Origin of the sequence: Pseudomonas tehranensis, from assembly GCF_014268615.1 — a bacterium.
Taxonomy (GTDB): Bacteria; Pseudomonadota; Gammaproteobacteria; order Pseudomonadales; family Pseudomonadaceae; genus Aquipseudomonas; species Aquipseudomonas tehranensis.
This window is the reverse complement of the sequence record NZ_JABWQV010000100.1, coordinates 1-17,027: the sequence shown is the minus strand read 5'-3', so window position 1 is coordinate 17,027 and position 17,027 is coordinate 1. Positions and strand designations below refer to the sequence as shown.

Annotated in this window: 13 protein-coding genes; 4 read left to right on the top strand and 9 right to left on the bottom strand. The window is 61.1% G+C overall.

The window, feature by feature from the left end; translation table 11 throughout:
• Together HU811_RS15740 and HU811_RS15735 are read right to left on the bottom strand one after the other, a co-directional pair.
• On the bottom strand, positions 1–2,715 hold a 2,715-nt coding region (locus tag HU811_RS15740; RefSeq protein ID WP_186656835.1), incomplete at its 3' end, for an Ig-like domain-containing protein.
• A gap of 53 nt (positions 2,716–2,768) precedes the next feature.
• Entirely contained in the window at positions 2,769–3,614 is an 846-nt protein-coding gene (locus HU811_RS15735) for a sulfotransferase family protein (RefSeq protein ID WP_186656834.1), read from the bottom strand.
• Between the two features lie 249 nt (positions 3,615–3,863).
• Between HU811_RS15735 and HU811_RS15730 the strand changes: the two genes are divergently transcribed.
• Both HU811_RS15730 and HU811_RS15725 read left to right on the top strand, forming a co-directional pair.
• A complete protein-coding gene (locus tag HU811_RS15730; RefSeq protein WP_092403327.1) occupies positions 3,864–4,451 on the top strand; it encodes a phage tail protein in 588 nt (195 codons plus the stop codon).
• A gap of 46 nt (positions 4,452–4,497) precedes the next feature.
• Positions 4,498–4,809: a DUF6916 family protein gene (locus tag HU811_RS15725; RefSeq protein WP_186656833.1), complete on the top strand. Its 312-nt coding sequence runs from the start codon at positions 4,498–4,500 to the stop codon at positions 4,807–4,809.
• A gap of 158 nt (positions 4,810–4,967) precedes the next feature.
• Here HU811_RS15725 and HU811_RS15720 read toward each other — a convergent pair whose 3' ends face one another.
• The 4 genes from HU811_RS15720 to HU811_RS15705 are packed head-to-tail and all read right to left on the bottom strand — an operon-like array spanning position 4,968 to position 9,662.
• On the bottom strand, positions 4,968–5,459 hold the full coding sequence (locus tag HU811_RS15720; RefSeq protein WP_186656832.1) for a GNAT family N-acetyltransferase: 492 nt from the start codon (positions 5,457–5,459) through the stop codon (positions 4,968–4,970).
• A 9-nt stretch (positions 5,460–5,468) separates the two neighbouring features.
• Positions 5,469–7,565 (bottom strand): site-2 protease family protein, encoded by a 2,097-nt coding sequence (locus tag HU811_RS15715; protein WP_186656830.1) that lies wholly within the window; start codon positions 7,563–7,565, stop codon positions 5,469–5,471.
• Between the two features lies 1 nt (position 7,566).
• Positions 7,567–8,886 carry an efflux RND transporter periplasmic adaptor subunit gene (locus HU811_RS15710; RefSeq protein ID WP_186656827.1) on the bottom strand — a complete coding sequence of 440 codons (1,320 nt, stop codon included), beginning with the start codon at positions 8,884–8,886 and terminating at the stop codon, positions 7,567–7,569.
• Positions 8,883–9,662: an efflux RND transporter periplasmic adaptor subunit gene (locus tag HU811_RS15705; protein ID WP_092403337.1), complete on the bottom strand. Its 780-nt coding sequence runs from the start codon at positions 9,660–9,662 to the stop codon at positions 8,883–8,885. The genes HU811_RS15710 and HU811_RS15705 overlap by 4 nt, the downstream gene beginning before the upstream one ends.
• Positions 9,663–10,126: 464 nt before the next feature.
• Here HU811_RS15705 and HU811_RS15700 point away from each other — a divergent pair, with 464 nt between their 5' ends.
• A complete protein-coding gene (locus HU811_RS15700; RefSeq protein ID WP_092403339.1) occupies positions 10,127–10,816 on the top strand; it encodes an NYN domain-containing protein in 690 nt (229 codons plus the stop codon).
• A gap of 62 nt (positions 10,817–10,878) precedes the next feature.
• Here the strand turns inward: HU811_RS15700 and HU811_RS15695 are convergent, their stop codons facing one another.
• The 3 genes from HU811_RS15695 to HU811_RS15685 are packed head-to-tail and all read right to left on the bottom strand — an operon-like array spanning position 10,879 to position 15,780.
• Positions 10,879–12,246 carry an HlyD family type I secretion periplasmic adaptor subunit gene (locus tag HU811_RS15695; protein WP_092403341.1) on the bottom strand — a complete coding sequence of 456 codons (1,368 nt, stop codon included), beginning with the start codon at positions 12,244–12,246 and terminating at the stop codon, positions 10,879–10,881.
• Entirely contained in the window at positions 12,236–14,392 is a 2,157-nt protein-coding gene (locus HU811_RS15690) for a type I secretion system permease/ATPase (RefSeq protein WP_186656825.1), read from the bottom strand. The genes HU811_RS15695 and HU811_RS15690 overlap by 11 nt, the downstream gene beginning before the upstream one ends.
• A 38-nt stretch (positions 14,393–14,430) precedes the next feature.
• The gene (locus HU811_RS15685; protein WP_186656822.1) at positions 14,431–15,780 is read right to left on the bottom strand and encodes a TolC family outer membrane protein; all 1,350 of its coding nucleotides are present in this window, start codon (positions 15,778–15,780) and stop codon (positions 14,431–14,433) included.
• Between the two features lie 358 nt (positions 15,781–16,138).
• Between HU811_RS15685 and HU811_RS15680 the strand changes: the two genes are divergently transcribed.
• Positions 16,139–17,027: retention module-containing protein (locus HU811_RS15680; protein WP_186656820.1), on the top strand; the 889-nt coding region annotated here is incomplete at its 3' end.

Below are 17,027 nucleotides of genomic sequence, written 5' to 3'. Positions count from 1 at the left end.
GATGGCGTAGTTGTTCGAATCGGTGGTGCCGGTGCCAACGTTCCCGGACTGATCGGCAACGCCACTGTTGTTCAGCGTGATCAGGTTGGTGGTGTCACTGATGCTGGCGGTCGGGGTCAGTGTCCCGGTCCAGGTGATACCACCGTCGCTGCTGCTCAACCCGGTGACCGTGCCGTTGGCCACCGTCAGGTCGGCGACAGTGAAACCGCTCACCGCCTCGTTGAAGGTGATGGTCACCAGAGACGTTTCGCCTGCCCTCAGTGCCGTGTCAGCCACGACGATGGTTGCTGTCGGGCGCAGGGTATCAATGGCGTAGTTGTTGGAGTTGGTGGTGCCAACGCCAACGTTGCCATTGAGGTCAGCGACCCCGGTGTTGTTCAGGGTCACAAGGTTACTGGTATCGGTGATACTGGCGTCCGGTGTCAGGGTAGCCGTCCAGGTGATGCCGCCGTCGCTGGAGCTCAGGCCGCTGATCGAGCCGTTGGCGACGGTCAGGTCGGCGGCAGTGAAACCACTCACCGCTTCGCTGAAGGTGATGGTTACTACCGAGGTTTCACCTACCCTGAGGGCAGTGTCGCTGACCACGATGGACGCCGTGGGCGCCACGGTGTCGTTGACCACGTAATTGTTCGAGTCGGTGGTGCCCACGCCGGCATTGCCGGCCAGGTCGGCAACCCCGGTGTTGTTCAGGGTGATGATGTTGGTGGTGTCGGCGATGTTGCTGGCCGCGGTCAAGGTGCCGGTCCAGGTGATGCCACCGTCGCCGCTGGTCAAGGTGCCGATGGTGCCGTTCTGCACCGTCAGGTCGGCTGCGGTGAGGCCGGTCACGGCTTCGGAAAAGGTGATGGTCACCAGCGACGTGCCACCGGAGTTCAGGTTGGTATTGGCCACCACGACGGTCGCGGTGGGCGGCGTCTCGTCGGGCACATAGTTGGTGTTGATGGTGCCGCCGTCGCCGTAGACGTTGGCCACCGACGCTGGCGAAACGCCCGCGCTGCCAGCGCTCGAGCCCCCAGTGCCGCTGCCGCCGACGTTGCCGGCCAGGGCTGCGAAGTTGGCCGCAGTGATCAGGATCGAGCCTTTGTTCCAGATGGCGCCGACACCGACGCCACCGGCACCGCCCGTTTGGGTGTAGCCACCTCCGCCGCCACCGCCACCGCCACCGCCCGCCCCGACGTTGTTGGAAATCACCGTGTTGCCGATGATCCGCAGGGTCGCGCCCGTGTCGTTGTAGATACCACCGACCGCTCCGCCACCGGCACCGCCGATGTCGTTATAGCCGTTACCACCGCCGCCACCGCCAATGGACAATCCAGCGCTGCTGGCCGTGCCACCGGAAGAACCAGTGCTATAGCCAGGATAAGCCGCACCGCCGCCGCCACCGATAGAGGAACCGCCACTACCGCCCTGGCTGCCGTTGTTACTGCCGCCGGTACCGCCCTGGCCAACCGATCCGGAAGACCCCATATACCCGAGGGTGTCGCCGCCCCTACCACCGATACTGCCTGGACTGGCGCCTATCGCACCGCCACCACCGCCGGCGCCACCGGAGTATTGCGGTGTCACACCGCCGCCGCCCCCACCACCCGAAGCGGCGTTGGCGGTGACCGTGACGTTCCTCAGGGTCAGGGTGCCGGCGTTGTAAATGCCGCCACCCTTGGACACCAGCGCATCGTCGCCGCCATTACCGCCGTTGCCCGCCGTCATACCCCGGGTGATCACCAGGCCATCAAGGGTGGCCGTGGTGCCAGCCGTCACGTTGATGATCTGTGTGCGGTACTGCCCGTCGAGGGTGACGTCGGCCACGTTGTCATTGTTGAGATCGCCATCGATGGTGACGTTCTTGTCGACCACCAGCACCTGGGTCAGCGCGACGGTCATGTTGGCATTGAAGGTGACGATGTCGCCGTTCTGCGCAGAATCCAAAGCTGCGCGCAGAGAACCGATGCCGGAATTGAAATTGTTGGTGGCGGTCCAGGTGGCCAGGCCCCACTGGTATTCACTCATGGCAGTGGCCGACAGCACGTTGGCGCTTTCGATGGTGCCAGTGGCGATTTCCAGGTCCCAGTCGCCGCCAAGCCCCGTGCGGTCGGTGGAGGCCGCCACGTCGCGGCCGGTCAACTGCGCCAGTGAATTGACCAGCTTCAGGCCGCTGTCGCCCTCGGCTGTGTAGCAGCCGTAAATCAGGATATCGCCACCAGCGTTCATGTCCTGGCCGATCTGCGCCAGCACTTCGCCACGGGCCTGGACGTTATCTGCCGACAGGTAGGCGCTGCCCAGCCACAAGTCACCGGCATTACCGTGGGCGATGATCTGCACCGAACTGATGCCCTGGTGGGTGTCCAGGTAATCGGCGATCTGTTGCAGGCCGTCCTTGGTGGCATCCAATTGCACCACCTGGGTACCGGGCGCAACGCCTTCAAGCAGGCCTGCCGAGTCCTTGACCCGAGAATCAACAAACACCACGGTCTTGCCCGGCACAGCGGCCTGGGTGGCATCGGCCTGGCCCTGAGGCGCATGGCTGTCTGAAGCCTGGTCAGCGGCAGGCGTCTTGGCCGCGTCTGCGGTGGGTTGGGCGTCCGCCTGTGCGGCATCGGCCACGGTAGCCGCCACCGCGCCGTCGAACAGCATTCGCGGCTCCAGGGACATGATCATTGGCGATGCCAGGGCTTGTGCGCCCTCGGTTACCCGCGATTTGCCTTTGCTCCACCACATGACGTTCACCTGGATTCGAACTTTTTAAACACGCAAATGAAAAAAACCGCGAGTCAGCTGACCGCGGCGTCGGTTTTCATACGAATGACATTGGCGGCGCTTGCGGACCCATCGCGCCAGAACGACAACTCGGCATACTTCTCAAACAGATCCGGCGGCAGCAGGGTACGCCGGGTTTGCAGCGCGACCTTGGGCTTGACTTTGTGCAGGCCGGCAACGCCCAGCGCCTGGTCGAAGGCCGGTGCGTCGTAGGTCAAGTGATTGAAATCGTGCTCGAACCACGGCTCACCGATGAACTCGTACACCAGCCGCATCACCCGCTCCGGGGCCTGGCTCAACAGGTCGTAGTCGACGATCAACATGGACTCGGCGTTTTCGCCGTAATACGCCTCTTTGAGCGCCGTCCAGGCAAATCCCACCAGGCGGTTGCGCTGGGCCAGGGTTTCGCAGCGGCTGTAGACGGTGTTGCGCTCATCATCGTCATTGAACAGCTTGGTGTTCTCGAACGGATTGGCCCGGTAAAGCCGCTCAAGGCTGTCCAGTACCCAGGCGACGTTGCGCACGCAGGCGATGATCTTGGCTTGGGGGAACAGGTCCTGCAGCGCAGGCAACCGGGCGCACCACTGGCGATTTGTATCGAAGATGACGGGTTTGTCGGCCTTGTCGGCGTAGTAGGAGTCGAACAGCCCGCGCAACAGGCGGCGGCGCAGGTCGGTGTCAATCACCGAACCAAACTCGCTGCCGGCGCTGCATTGCTGCAGGACACTGCTGAACAGCGATCCGACGGGACTGGTCATGCCAGCATGAAAGCGCGGGTTTTGCAGCAAAATGGCAGAGAGCAGGGTCGAGCCCGAGCGCGGCAAACCGGAAATAAAGTGAAACTGCGACAATCCCTTCACCTTGTTTGTAGTCCCTTTGTATCGCGAAGCGTAGCCGATGAAATAATTGCCGCCTAGTACTACTTTGCCATCAATCCCCTCGATAGCTGTAAAAAAGATGGACGGTATGAACGCTTTCTTGACCTGAATCGATTAAGCCAAACGGCAGGATTTTTCCGTGCTTTTCTCCCGGCAGGATGAAACAACCGCGTCTACGCTCAGCCATGCGTGACCAGCCGCCATACCAATAACCTGATGGATGAGGATTCTATGGAAGTATTCATCGGCACTATCCAGTCGTTCGCCTTTGACTTCGCGCCCAGAGATTGGGCACTGTGCAACGGGCAAACACTGGCCCTTTCTCAATATCAGACCTTGTTTGCCCTGATCGGCGTGACCTACGGAGGCAACGGCCAGACCACCTTTATGCTGCCCAACCTGCAAGGTCGCTTGCCCATGGGTATGGGCACCGGCATAGGCCTGAGCCCGCGGGACATCGGCACGGTTTCCGGCACTGAAAGCGTCACCGCGACGCAGGCCAACCTGCCCGCGCACACCCATGCCCTCACGGGCATCACGGCTGCGACCACCCTACAACTGGCGAACCCGGCCAGCAATCCGGTGAATACGCCAACGGCAACCAACTCGTTCATCGGCACCTCGGGTACCGGGCCGGGCTCGGCCGCTATTTATTCAGACCAGATTGGCGCCTCACCCGTGTCGCTGCAGGGGGTGACCACTACCGTCAGCGGCACGGTTTCCCCCGCAGGCAACGGGCAGCCAATGGAGATCATGAACCCGTTCCTGGCAATCAACTTCAGCATTGCCCTGCAAGGCATCTTCCCGTCCCGTAACTGATGGCAGGCCGGAGGGCTGCGGCCCTCCGGCCTGCTGGAGTGTCGATATGCTGCTACAGGTTCATAGCCACCATTTCCAAGCGCTGCTGGGCCAGACCAGCAGCTTGACCCTACCCGACGGAAGTACCCTGCCCGTAAGGTTCGAAACCCTCGAGCAAGCACCTCGGGCGAAGATGCCGAGCGCCGAGCGCATGCCGTTCAGCGTGGAATTCAACAGCCTGCATCGCACGGACTTCGTGGACGGGCTCTGTGGGCTGGAGGTGCCAGAACTGGGAAGACTCGAAGGGGTGTTTGTGTCGCGAGTCCCGCCCATGGGACGCGATTCGGCGGTGGGGTATTTCTATATCGCGTTCAACTAGCGGCAGAGAAGCGCGTACCAACCTGTGTTCGCAGAGGTCTATTGTGGGAGCGGTCTTGCTCGCGAAGGCGGTGTGTCAGTTGGCTGATTTGTTACTGGTCAGCCGCCTTCGCGAGCAAGCCCGCTCCCACAAGGGTTCATAGCACCTGCAAGAATTGCTCAGCTTCCTTTCGGATACCAAACCAACCGTTCTGCGGCCGGGTTGCGCTCTTGCACTTCGAACCCCAGCGCCAGGTAGTGCTGGCGGGCGTGGGGGTTGCTGGCCCAGACGACGGTCGCCACCGGACAGCGGATTTGTTGCGCGGCTTTTTGCACCCCTTGCAGCACCGCCCGACCGTACCCCTGTCCGCGCGCCTGGGGGATGAAGGCCAGGTACAGCACGCGAATCTCATTGGGGCCAAAATCAGCGCTCAACGCACCGATAGCGGTGCCGAGCTTTTCCACGACGTAATGCATGGCATTAGGAAAGTGCGCTCCCATGCCTTGCTCCTGCACCTGGAACTGCTGCGCGACCACCTGCTGCACCTGCTCCGGCTCGCCATCGATCCATTGCAGGTCCGCTCGCGCGGTCTGATAAAGGCTCTGCAAAAACGGGCCATCATTGACCCGCGATGGCCTCACTACCAGACCCTCTGCCGCGACTGACTCCATGCCTGCTCCTTAGAACCCGCTTTCCCGTACACCCAACGCCGCCAGCCGACGCCAGGTCGCTCCCAGCACCGATTCACCGTGCCCCTGCAACACCACTACGCCACGCAGCGGTTGAGCCGGAGCAGGTGTGTCATCCATTGCACTCAAACGCACGCCATATTGCGCCTGCACCGGCTCCGCGCGTTGTTGCGAGTCACGGCGCACCGCAATCGGCCCGTGATGATCGGACGTCAACGCCTGTTGCTCGACCCAGGCCACGCCATTGGTATCGATCTCGTTCAATTGCACGGCAATCGAGGCGTGCATTGGATCGTCCGCGATGAACCGCCCCGTGGCCCCGGGCTCGACCCGCCAAAGCTCGGCTTCGGTCAGGTAGCCGCGTAACCGGGAGTCAGCCTGTACCACCCGCGCCAGCGGCTGGGTGGGTGACAACCAGCGCCCCACCGACAACTGCGGCAATAGATCGCGCACCTGTCCGGCATGGGGCGCGCGTAACAGCAGGCGCTCGCGCTGGGCGGCCAGGCCCCGGTATTCAGCCACCGCTTCGGCCAGTTGTTGTTCGACGATCCCGGCATCGGCGGCGGTTTCGCTGCGCCCAGCCTGGCGACGCATCTGCAGCTGCTGGATCTCTATTTCCCGACGCACAATCGCCAGGCGCGAGGTCATGTCCGGCGACTCCAGCTCGATCAACACATCGCCCTGGGCCACGGTCTGGCCGTCATGCACATTCACCTGTTTGATCCGCGCCGCCACCGGCGCATGCAAGGCGCTGGCACGACCGGCCTCAAGCATGACCGGCACCTCAACGGCGCTGCGCCAGGGCAACAGCAGCACCAACGCCAACGCCAGTAACACCAGGCCACTGAGCAGCACTCGCGGACCATGAGCCTGCTCGCGCCGGCTCCACCACTGCCGCCATTCGTTCACGATGGGCATAAAAATGAACCACACCAATTCCACCAACATCAGGAAAATGCCCAACACCTTGAAGAACAAGTGATAGACCGCCAGGGCAATACCGAGAAACAACGCCGCGCGCCATAACCAGGCGCCGTATCCCCATACCAGCAGGCGCCGACGCATTTTCGGCGTCCAGGGTTCCGGAGCCGCCGCGCCATAGCCGAACAAGGCTTCACGCAAGCGCCAGCGGCACAACGCAAACGCTCGCCCCTGAAGGTTATCCACGGCCCAGAAATCACTGAGCAGAAAATAACCGTCGAAGCGCATGAAGGGATTCAGGTTGATGATCAACGTGGTGATCCAGGTGGCGCTGGCCAACATGAACGCGGCAGTACGGGCTGGTCCGTCGGGCAACAGCGACCAGGCCAGCAAGGCGATGCACGCCAGCAACAATTCGGCCAACACTCCACCGGCGCCGATCAGCAGCCGGGCACGACGATCATTGATCCGCCAGGCGTCGCTGACGTCGGTATAGAACATCGGCAACAGCACCATGAATGCCACGCCCATGCTCTGCACACGGCAACCGGCGCGCTTGGCCATGAAAGCATGACCGAACTCGTGGCATAACTTGGCGAAGAACAACGCCACCCCGAACGCCAGCGCGCCACCCAGGCTGAACAGGTGCGGAAAAGTCGCCACGAAGCGCTGCCAGTCCCGCGATACCAGAAAAATACCCACGCCCAGGGTCAGCGGCATGCCATAACGCAGGATGGCGGGCCCGAACCGGGCGAGAAAAGGCCAGGCGCGGTTGAGAAAAGCATCCGGGCGCCACAACGGAATGCGAAAAAACAGATACTGGTGCAGCAGGATCTGCCACAGGCTCTGACGCTGGGCGGCCGTTTTGAACTGATAGCTGTCGCGCTGTTGCGGGTCCATGGCGCTGATCAGATCGTGACCTCGCAAAAAGCCCAGCAATTGCTCCAGCGACTCACCATTGAGCGGTAGGCCCGGCTCACGGTTCGCGGCCTGCAACACCTGCTCCGGGTCACCGAGGGACCAGTGCCGCAGCATGCGCATCGCCGCCGCACCCAGCTTGAAATAGCGCCCGCGTACCGGATCGGCCAGGGTCCATTGAGGGGAGCCGTCCGGGTCCGGGGCCGCCGGGGACAATTGCAGGTCTGGCCGCAGGCTCGGCAGTTCCATGCTACAGACCCACGCTCTGGCGCAAGCCGGCCAGGGGTCGCCGCAACAGGTACAGCGCCAGCGGGGCGCGATCGCCGAAAATTTTTGCCGTGCCCCGCAGGCCGATGCGCGGCGCCGCGTCATCGAAACGCGCGTCCAGGCGATACGCCAATTGCCCGGCAGCAGTGGGTTGCGCCTCGTAGGCCGAACGTTCGAGCCTGGCCAGGTGTCGCTGCAACGGATCACTGTCGAGGAACAACGCCACCTGGGCACCAGGGGCCAGGTCAATCGCGTCGCCCACTGCCAGCTCAATACGCAATTCGGCCTGATTCGGATCAGCGATTTCCATCAACCGCTCACCCGTCTGCACCGGCTTGCCGAGCCAACGTTCTGCATCGGCAAATACCGCAATACCATCCCGTTCGGCGCGTACTTCGCTGCGTTTGAGCAATTCGATTGCGTAGTCGCGTTCGGCGCGTTTCTGCTCGACGCGAGCAGCCAACAGATCGATCTTCGAACTCGACTCGGCATCGGCAAACGAGCGCTGAGAGTTGGCCTTGAGCTCCGCCTCAGCCACGCCCAACACGCGCTCGGCCACATCGGCCTGGGCCTTGAGACTGGTGCTTTCGAAGCGCAACAACAAGTCACCACTTTTGACGCTCTGGTTGGGTTTGACCAGGAACTCGGCGATCACGCCGTCCAGCGGTGCCGCCACTACCTGCCCGCCCAGCGGCACGACTTCGGCCGGAGCCAATACCGACTGACGGACAGGAACCAGCAAGCCCAGCAGCAGCACCGCCACCAAGGCGACCTGACGCTTGCGGGTCCAACGCAAGCGCCACGGCTTGCGCGGTTGCAGCGCCAGCCAGGCATGACTGTAGGTGTCGCCCAGTTGCGACAGCAGCACTTGTTCAGAGGGGGGCCATGGCAGGTCACGGGCCAGCCACAAACCGCCGAATACCTGCCCCTGATGATCGATCAACGGCAGCCAGAACACCTGCCCCGCCGACAGGCTTCGCCAGTCCGCCTGAATGGCGTCGCTCACCCCATCAGCGGCAATCACCCGAGCCTGACTCAGTACGCCCTGTTTGAACAACTGCGCCACGGCCTGCTCGACAAACGCCACAAACGGTGCGTTCGGCTCCACCGCACTGACACCTGTCACCGCCTGGACCTTGCCAGCGATCAACAGCGCGGCATGGCGAAACCCAAAGAGGGCCTGACCATCGTTGACCAGGCTATAGCTCAGCTGCGCTGGGGTACGCGCGGCCCGCGTCTGGCGCTCCAGGTCAAGGAATCGGGCAAATACCTGTTCGGCGCTGCCCGTGATCGGCGCGTTCACTTGAACTCCGCGAAACGCGCTGTACCGCTCATACCGGACAACAGACCCTTGGCGTCGGGCAGCGTCGCCACCAGCAGCAAAGTCTGGCTGCCCTCGTCGATGCGCGCGCCAAGGCGTTTGACCGTCGCTTGCAGCGGCTGGCCAGTTTCATCGGGGACAAAGGTAAAGGACTGGCCCGGCTTGAGCCTGCCCATCCAGCGCGAAGGCACCAGCAGATGGATTTCAAGAGTGCGGTTGTCGACCACGTCCAGCAACGGCGCGCCGGCGGCCACGCTTTCATAGCGCTGGACCTCGCGCGCCACCACCTGCCCATCGAACGGCGCGATCACGCTGCAGCGCTTGACCTGGACCTGATAAACCTGGGACTGCGCCTGCGCCTCGCTAAGCCTGGCCTCGGCGCGCGCCACTTCGAAACGCCCGACCGATTTCAACGCTGCCAATTGCTTGTTATGGGCCAGTTCTTCACTGGCACCACGGCTCGCAGCCCGAGCTGCATTGAGCTGAGCCTGGTACGCTGAACAATCGAAACGCGCCAGGGTATCGCCCTGCTTGAAAGACTCCCCTTCACTGAACGGCAACTCGACAATTCGCCCGGCCAACTCACTGGCAAGCACCGCCTGATCCCGTGCCCGAAGCACCCCGCGCGCCTCATTGCCGCTCGGCGCACTGGCCCTGATGCCGCTCTCGAGCAGCGGATCATCGGAAGCAGGCGTTTGCGCCTGCACCCAGCACGTTACAAAGACCAACCCCCAAACCCAACTAGCTGAACGCCGCATAACCGCTACTCCCTGACGGATGGGCGGAGTCTACGACAGCGGTGGGGGGCGTCAAGGGAGTAGCCGTGATGGGTAGAAATATGTTGTTTCAAAAAGACCAGAATGGAGTCAAAAACCAGCCGGGTTCTTTGCAGATTTGAACGGGTATCAAATCCTACAGAGAAATGGGATTTTTACATTCCTTCCAACCGGTTTTGAGTGATGGATCTTTTTCGATATCAAAAGGACGCTTCTATTCCGCAACAAACGCCAACAGATAAAATGAAAAAGGGCTTGCCCTTCTCCCATGCGTACCTTCGAAACTGATTCGCCGGTAATGAGGGTGATCCAGGCACCGGTTGACGTCATGACACGCTCAACTTAGGATGACCCTACTCAACCCCGTACGCAGAGATTCAGTTCTCTGGCTGTTGGGGTGAAAAAACCGGCTTAGGCCGGTTTTTTCGTTTCTGGGGAATAAATTCGTGCGGACTGCATTTTTTGTTGATGGCTACAATGTCTTTTACGGACTATTGGCGGATACGCCTTACAAATGGCTGGATTTGCGAAGCCTGTTGGCACATATCGCACACATAGAAAATCCACGCAGCACACTTGCTTCAGTTGATTACTTCACTTCATCGGTCAAACCTCTGCTGGCTACCCGAGGTCGAGTATCAAAGGAAGCGCAGGACACCTACATCCGCGCGCTGAAAACGACCAATATCCGCGTCCATTACGGTCATCATCAACTTGAACCTGCCAAAGCCCCTCGCTTCATTGATAGGAAGACGAAAGCCTCTCGCAAGGACAAAGTCGACATCTGGAAGCTGGAGGAAAAAGAAACGGATGTTCATATAGCAATCAGCATGTACCGAACCGCTGCCAGGCAAACGAAGCTGAACGACAATGAGTGCTTGGAACAGATAGTACTTGTATCCAGCGACACCGACATGACTCCTGCCTTAAGGGCCGTCCGGGAGGATTTTCCCGAAATAACCATCGGCGTCGTCCTTCCCCACCGTGCCGAGCTAAATCGTCCATCTCCGGGCTCTTTAAAGCAATACGCTCACTGGACCCGTCGCGTTGTCACCTGCGACGAACTCCAGTCCCACCAGTTCCCTGACCGAGTGCCCACTCACAAGGCCCCTGCCATCAAGCCGGATTACTGGTGATATGGACACCACCTTGAAGAAAGCCGGCCACCGCAAGCAAGCTCGTGACAGGACTGGTTCAATTACCGCTCGTGCAACGCCTCGGCCCGGGCCTTGATGATGGGCTTGAGCAGGTAGCTGAGCACGGTTTTCTTGCCGGTGATGATGTCCACCGAGGCCACCATGCCCGGAATGATCAACAGGGGCTTTTCAGCGGTGCCCAGGTGACTGCGTTCGGTGCGTAGCTTGATGATGTAATAGGTGGTTTTCTTGTCTTCATCGGTGATGGTGTCGGCACCGATCTGTTCCAGCTTGGCTTTCAATCCACCGTAGATGGTGTAGTCGTACGCGGTGAATTTCACCGTGGCGTCCTGACCGGGGTGCAGGAAGGCGATGTCCTGGGGACGGATTTTCGCTTCCACCAGAAGCGTGTCGTCCAGAGGTACGATTTCCACCAGGTCGCTGCCGGGCTGGATGACCCCACCGATGGTGTTCACCAGCAACTTGTTGACGATACCCCGCACCGGCGAGGTGACCAGTGTACGGCTTACCCGATCCTCCAAAGCCTTGCCGGTGGCCTGAGCCTTGTTCAGGTCGGTACGCGCCTCATTGAGTTGGGTCAGGGCTTCGCTGCGGAACTTGCCGCGCGTCTCATCGATCTTGCGCTGCACTTCCTTGATCGCCGATTCAGCGCGGGGAATCGCCAGAGTCGTGGCGTCCAGTTGTCCACGGGTTTCGACTTCAGCCCGCTTGAGCCGCAGCACTTCCACCGGCGACACCGCGCCTTGAGCGACCAGCGGCTCGGACATGTTGATCTCCTGGCGCTGCAGTGAAAGGGCCGAGCGATATTGCGACTGCTTGGAAACAAACTCGCGCAGTTCCTGCTGACGCTGAATCAACTGCTCCTGCAGCCCGCCGATTTCATCGTGCAGCTGTTGGCGGCGGCTGATGTACAGCGACTCCTCGCTGGCAGCCTGACGCGGTACGGCCTTGAGCACATCGTCGGGGAAGTTCAGCGGCCGATCATCGACCTCGGCACTCAAACGTTCGACCCGCAATAACATGGACAAGCGATCAGCTTCGGTTTCCCCCACATTGGAGACAAACCGCGTGTCATCCAGGCGAATCAACGGCGCGCCGGCCTCGACGATCTGCCCTTCGCTGACAAACAGCTCGGCAACGATCCCGCCTTCCAGGTTCTGGATCTTCTGGATCTTGGACGACGGAATCGCCTTGCCGTCGCCCTTGGTCACTTCGTCGACCTGCGCGAAGTTGGCCCACAGCAACAGGAAGACAAAGAAGCCGATGATCCCCCAGATCGTCAGCCGCACCACCCGCGGGGCGTCTTCGATCAGGGCTTTGTTGACCTCAGGCAGAGGCTGGCCATGCAGCGAGTCCGAGCCCTTGAAATAACGGCCCACGGCACTTTTCAAACCCGACTTAAGCAACACTGATCTGCCCCTTCTTCAACGCTTCCATCACCGCGGCTTTCGGGCCGTCGGCGAGGATCTGCCCGCGGTCGATCACCAACAGGCGGTCCACCAGCGACAACAAGGATGCCCGGTGCGTCACCAGCAGCACCGTCTTGTTTTCCACCACAGCGGCCAGGCGCTGTTTCAAGCGCTCCTCGCCGGTGTTGTCCATGGCGCTGGTGGGTTCATCCAATAGCAGGATCGGCGGGTTGAGCAGCAGCGCACGGGCCAGGGCGACGTTCTGTCGCTGCCCGCCGGACAGGTTCTGCCCGCGCTCGCCCACTTGCAGTTCATAGCCTTGCGGATGCAGCCGCGCGAACTCATGCACACCGGCCAGTTCGGCGGCCTGGAGCACCAGTTCGTCCTCGACGTAACGGGCGCCGGAGGTCAGGTTGTCCCGCAGGGTGCCGGCCAGTAGCTGGATATCCTGTGGCACATATCCGATGTTGTAGCGCAACTCGCTGACGTCGATCTGGCGAATGTCCACACCATCGACCAGCAGTGCACCGTCGTCCGGCTGATACAGGCCCACCAGCAACTTGGCCAGGGAGCTCTTACCCGAGCCGCTACGGCCAATGATGCCGATCTTTTCCCCCGGTTTGATCACCAGGTTGATGTTCTTCAGCGCAGCGTTCTGCTGGTTCGGGTAGGTGAAATTCAACTGACGGCATTCAATGGCACCCTGCAAGACCTTACGGCTCAACGGACGCTCTTCGAAATTGCGCTCCTGGGGCAGCTCCATCATCTGATCGACCGACACCATGGTCACCCGCGCCTGCTGATAGCGAGTCAACAGACCCGACAGCGACGCCAATGGGCTGAGGGCGCGGCCACTGAGCATGTAGCAGGCGATCAATCCACCCATGCTCAGGTTGCCGTCGATGATCTGATAGACGCCGAAGACAATCATGATCACCCCGGCCAACTGCTGGATCAGCAAGGTGATGTTCATCGCCAGGCCGGACAGCATCTTCACCCGCAGCTCGAGGCGGCTGAGCGTGCCAATGGTTTGTTCCCACTGATACTGGCGCTCACTCTCGGCGTTGTTGACCTTCACCGCATCCAGACCGGCCAGGGTTTCGATCAGGCTCGATTGACGCTCGGCGCCCAGAGCCATGGTTCGCTCCATGGTCGCCACCAGGGGCTTTTGTAAGGCGTAGCCGATCAGCAGGGCAATCGGAAAGGCCAGCACCGGAATCCACACCAGATGCCCGCCGAGGATCGCGATGACCATGAAGATCAGCAAGGTGAACGGCAGATCGATCAGGCTGGTAAGGGTCAGCGAGGCGAGAAAGTCCCGCAGGCTTTGGAATTCATGGATGTTCTGGGCAAAGCTACCCACCCGTGCCGGGCGATACTTCATGGCCATGCCAACGATGCGCTCGAACAGCGTCGCCGAAATGATCAGGTCGGTTTTCTTGCCGGCCAGGTCCAGGCACAGGCTGCGAAGCATCTTGAGGATCAGGTCGAACACATAGGCGCCGGTAATACCGATCGCCAGCACCCACAGGGTGGACTCGGCTTGGTTCGGCACCACGCGATCGTAAACGTTCATCACGAACAGCGGCGCCGCCATGGCGATAATGTTGATCAGCAAGCTGGCGGCGATGGCGTCGGCGTACAGCCAGCGCGACCGCTTGAGAGTGTCGCGGAACCACGAGCGCGCCCGAGGAATGAGCGTGCCGTGGTTCACGTCGAATTTGTGTTGCGGTTGAGCGAAGAACACTTTGCCGCTGTAGTCGTCGGCCAGCAGTTCACGGCTGACCGTCACTTCACCGCCGTCGCTTTCGCTGAGCAGCAAACGCGCCTGGTCATCGCCGACCCAGCCGAGCAACACCGCGCTGCGACCCTCCTTGAGCAACAGCAGGGCCGGCATGGCGATGGTCGGTATCTGCTCGAGCCGGCGTTGCAGCACCCGGCCTTGCAGACCGGCACGCGCCGCCGCTCGCGACAATAATTCGACGCTCAATCGTTGCTTGGGCAACGGCAGGCCGGTGGTGAGCATCGCCGCGCTGGCCGGCTTCTGATGGAGCATGCAAAGCGCCAGCAAGCCGTCCAGCAACGGGTCGTCATGCAGCGTGCGCGGATCATGGATGAGTTCGACTCGACTGACTTCTGATTCCACGCTGGGCACTCTTTGCTGATCGAAACGGGATGGATGACTCAATTCATCCCAGGCAACTGGACCCTGGGCTTGACGTCATTCTGCACAACGGATGCCAACGGCGCGACAACCCCCTGACTTTTGAGCAACTGCCCCATGGTTGCCTTGATCCGATATTGGCTGAACAACTGCACGTTCTTGATCTCCGCCAGGCGGCGGGAGGCGCTGAACAGCTCGTTTTCGCTGTCGAGCAAGTCGAGCAGGGTCCGCTCGCCGAGGCCGAACTGCCGCTGGTAGGCGGTGCGTACGTTGGCGCTGTGGTCGACGTACTGCTGGGCAATCGGCACTTGGGCATTGGCGTTGTTGAGGGCATTCCAGGCCAAGCCCAACTCTTCAGTCAGTTGACGCAGGGCATTGTTGCGGATGTCCAAGGCCTGGTTCGACAAATACGACTTGGATTCCAGATCCGCCTTGTTGCTACCACCGGCGTACAGGTTGAAACGCATGCGCAGCATAGCTTGCCATTCGTTGTTGTGACCGTTCTGACCATCCAGATCGTTGTCGGCGGTACGGCCCAACTCGGCGTCGAAGCGTGGGTAGAAGCTCGACTTGGCGGCTTCGTACTGTTGCTCGGCAGCCGCGATGTCTGCTTCGGCCGAACGCAACACCGGGCTGTTTTCCAGCATCTGGGCACGGGCCTCGTTCATGTTGGCCGGCAACAGCGCCAGAAAATCGGCGGGGCGTTCCAGTTGATCGGGCATCTGACCCACGGCGCTGAGGTAGTTGGTCTCTGCATCGGCCAGGTTGGTCTGCTCGGTGATCAGGTTGTTACGGGCCTGGGCCATGCGCGCCTCAGCCTGATCCAGATCGGCGCCGCTGCCCACGCCACGGTCGGTGCGCAGCTTGATTTGATCGAAGATGCGCTCGTGACTCTTGAGGTTTTCCTCGGCCAAACGCACGAACTCGCGTCGGGTCAGCACATCGAGATAAACCTGAGCCACGGTCAACCCGGTGCGCTCGGACGCATCCAGCAACGAGTAGGCACGGGCATTGACGGTGGCTTGTTGACGCCCCACTTCGCTGGACGTCGCAAAACCGTCAAAAACCATTTGCGTCAGGCGCAGGCTGGACTCGCTACGGTTCAAGGTTTCCCAATGGTTATTGCTGCCCGAACGGGTCGTCACACTGTCAGTACCTTCGCGACCGTACCCCGCTGCAAGGTCCACTCTAGGCAGGTAGCCGCCTTTAGCGGCCTTGAGTTGGTAGTCCGCCGCCAGTCGGCTGTTCACACCAGCCTGAATCTCAGGATGGACATCCAGCGCCTGTTGCATAGCCTGCGGCAAGGTTTGTGCTTGTACGAAACTGGCGGCGAGGGCGAAAGGTAAAGCCTTGAACAGGTGCAAACGCATGGTTGGATTATTCCCGAAACTCTTGTCTTGAATCACAGCGAAAGGTGGCGCTGCATCGGATGATGGCAACCGGGATGACCGTATGTCGGAAAGTTCGAAACAGGCAGTGAATCATGCACCGAAAGAACAGGTCGCCGCTTAAATATCAATGTGACATTACTGAAGCGATTGTTTAGGATGGCCAGCAGAAGGTCAATAGTTTGGCATAAACAAATAAACCAAAAAAATAAGCCAAAATATTGACATGACAAAGCGTCAAAACAACCTTAATTAGCGAAGCAAGAGCGTCCAGACCGGCGCAGCCCCAGGCTGTCCGGTACATGGAAGTCTACTGAACGTGGCACCCGGAGAGTCTTCAATGAGCAGTGTTATTGCCGTCGTCAAAAGCATTGTTGGTCAGGTTTTCGTCGTATCCCCCGAAGGCATCCGGCGTGTGCTCATTGAAGGTGACCGCCTGTCCACAGGCGATCAATTGGACACCGGCGCTGCTGGCGCCGTTACATTGGAGCTGGCCGATGGGCGCACGCTGGACCTGGGTCGCGACACCCAGTGGAGCGCCAGTGCCCCGGACTCCTCCACCGATCTCGCCCAGGCCACTGCCCAGGCTGCGCCGTCGGTAGAAGAACTGCAGCAGGCCATTGCCGCCGGGGTCGACCCGACGACCGCCCTTGAAGCCACCGCCGCTGGCGCCACTGCAGCAGGTACGGGCGGGGCCGCCGGGGGCGGCCACAGCGTTGTGATGCTGGATGCCACCGCTGGCAGCGTCGACCCGACCATCGGGTTCCCGACTGAGGGTTTGAGCGCAGCCGCGGCCGCTGACGACGACATCACCGGCGGCGACACCGACGCCAATACCACTGCCAACGCATTGCTTGACTCGACTTTGACCCTGAGCGCCACCCCGACCCTGACCGAGGCCGGCGGCGTGCTGGTCTACACCGCGACCGTCACCCAGGCGCCTCAGACCAACCTGACCGTGACCTTGTCCAACGGCGCAGTGATCGTGATTCCCGCCGGGCAACTGACCGGTAGCGTCAACGTTCCCCTGGCGCCGAACGACACCGTCTATAACGACGCTAGCCAGATCAGCGTCACCGTCACCGGCACTACCGGCGGCACCGGCATTGCCGTGACCTTGCCCACCACACCGGCAGTCACCCAGATCACCGACACCGTTGACACCACCACCGTCACGCTGACGGCAGGCAACACGGTGACCGAAGGCGGCCAGATCACCTACACCGCAA

Coding starts and splice junctions, on each gene's coding strand:
- HU811_RS15730 (WP_092403327.1), top strand. CDS start 3,864: ATGGAAGTATTCATCGGCACTATCCAGTCGTTCGCCTTTGACTTCGCG.
- HU811_RS15725 (WP_186656833.1), top strand. CDS start 4,498: ATGCTGCTACAGGTTCATAGCCACCATTTCCAAGCGCTGCTGGGCCAG.
- HU811_RS15720 (WP_186656832.1), bottom strand. CDS start 5,459: ATGGAGTCAGTCGCGGCAGAGGGTCTGGTAGTGAGGCCATCGCGGGTC.
- HU811_RS15715 (WP_186656830.1), bottom strand. CDS start 7,565: ATGGAACTGCCGAGCCTGCGGCCAGACCTGCAATTGTCCCCGGCGGCC.
- HU811_RS15705 (WP_092403337.1), bottom strand. CDS start 9,662: ATGCGGCGTTCAGCTAGTTGGGTTTGGGGGTTGGTCTTTGTAACGTGC.
- HU811_RS15685 (WP_186656822.1), bottom strand. CDS start 15,780: ATGCGTTTGCACCTGTTCAAGGCTTTACCTTTCGCCCTCGCCGCCAGT.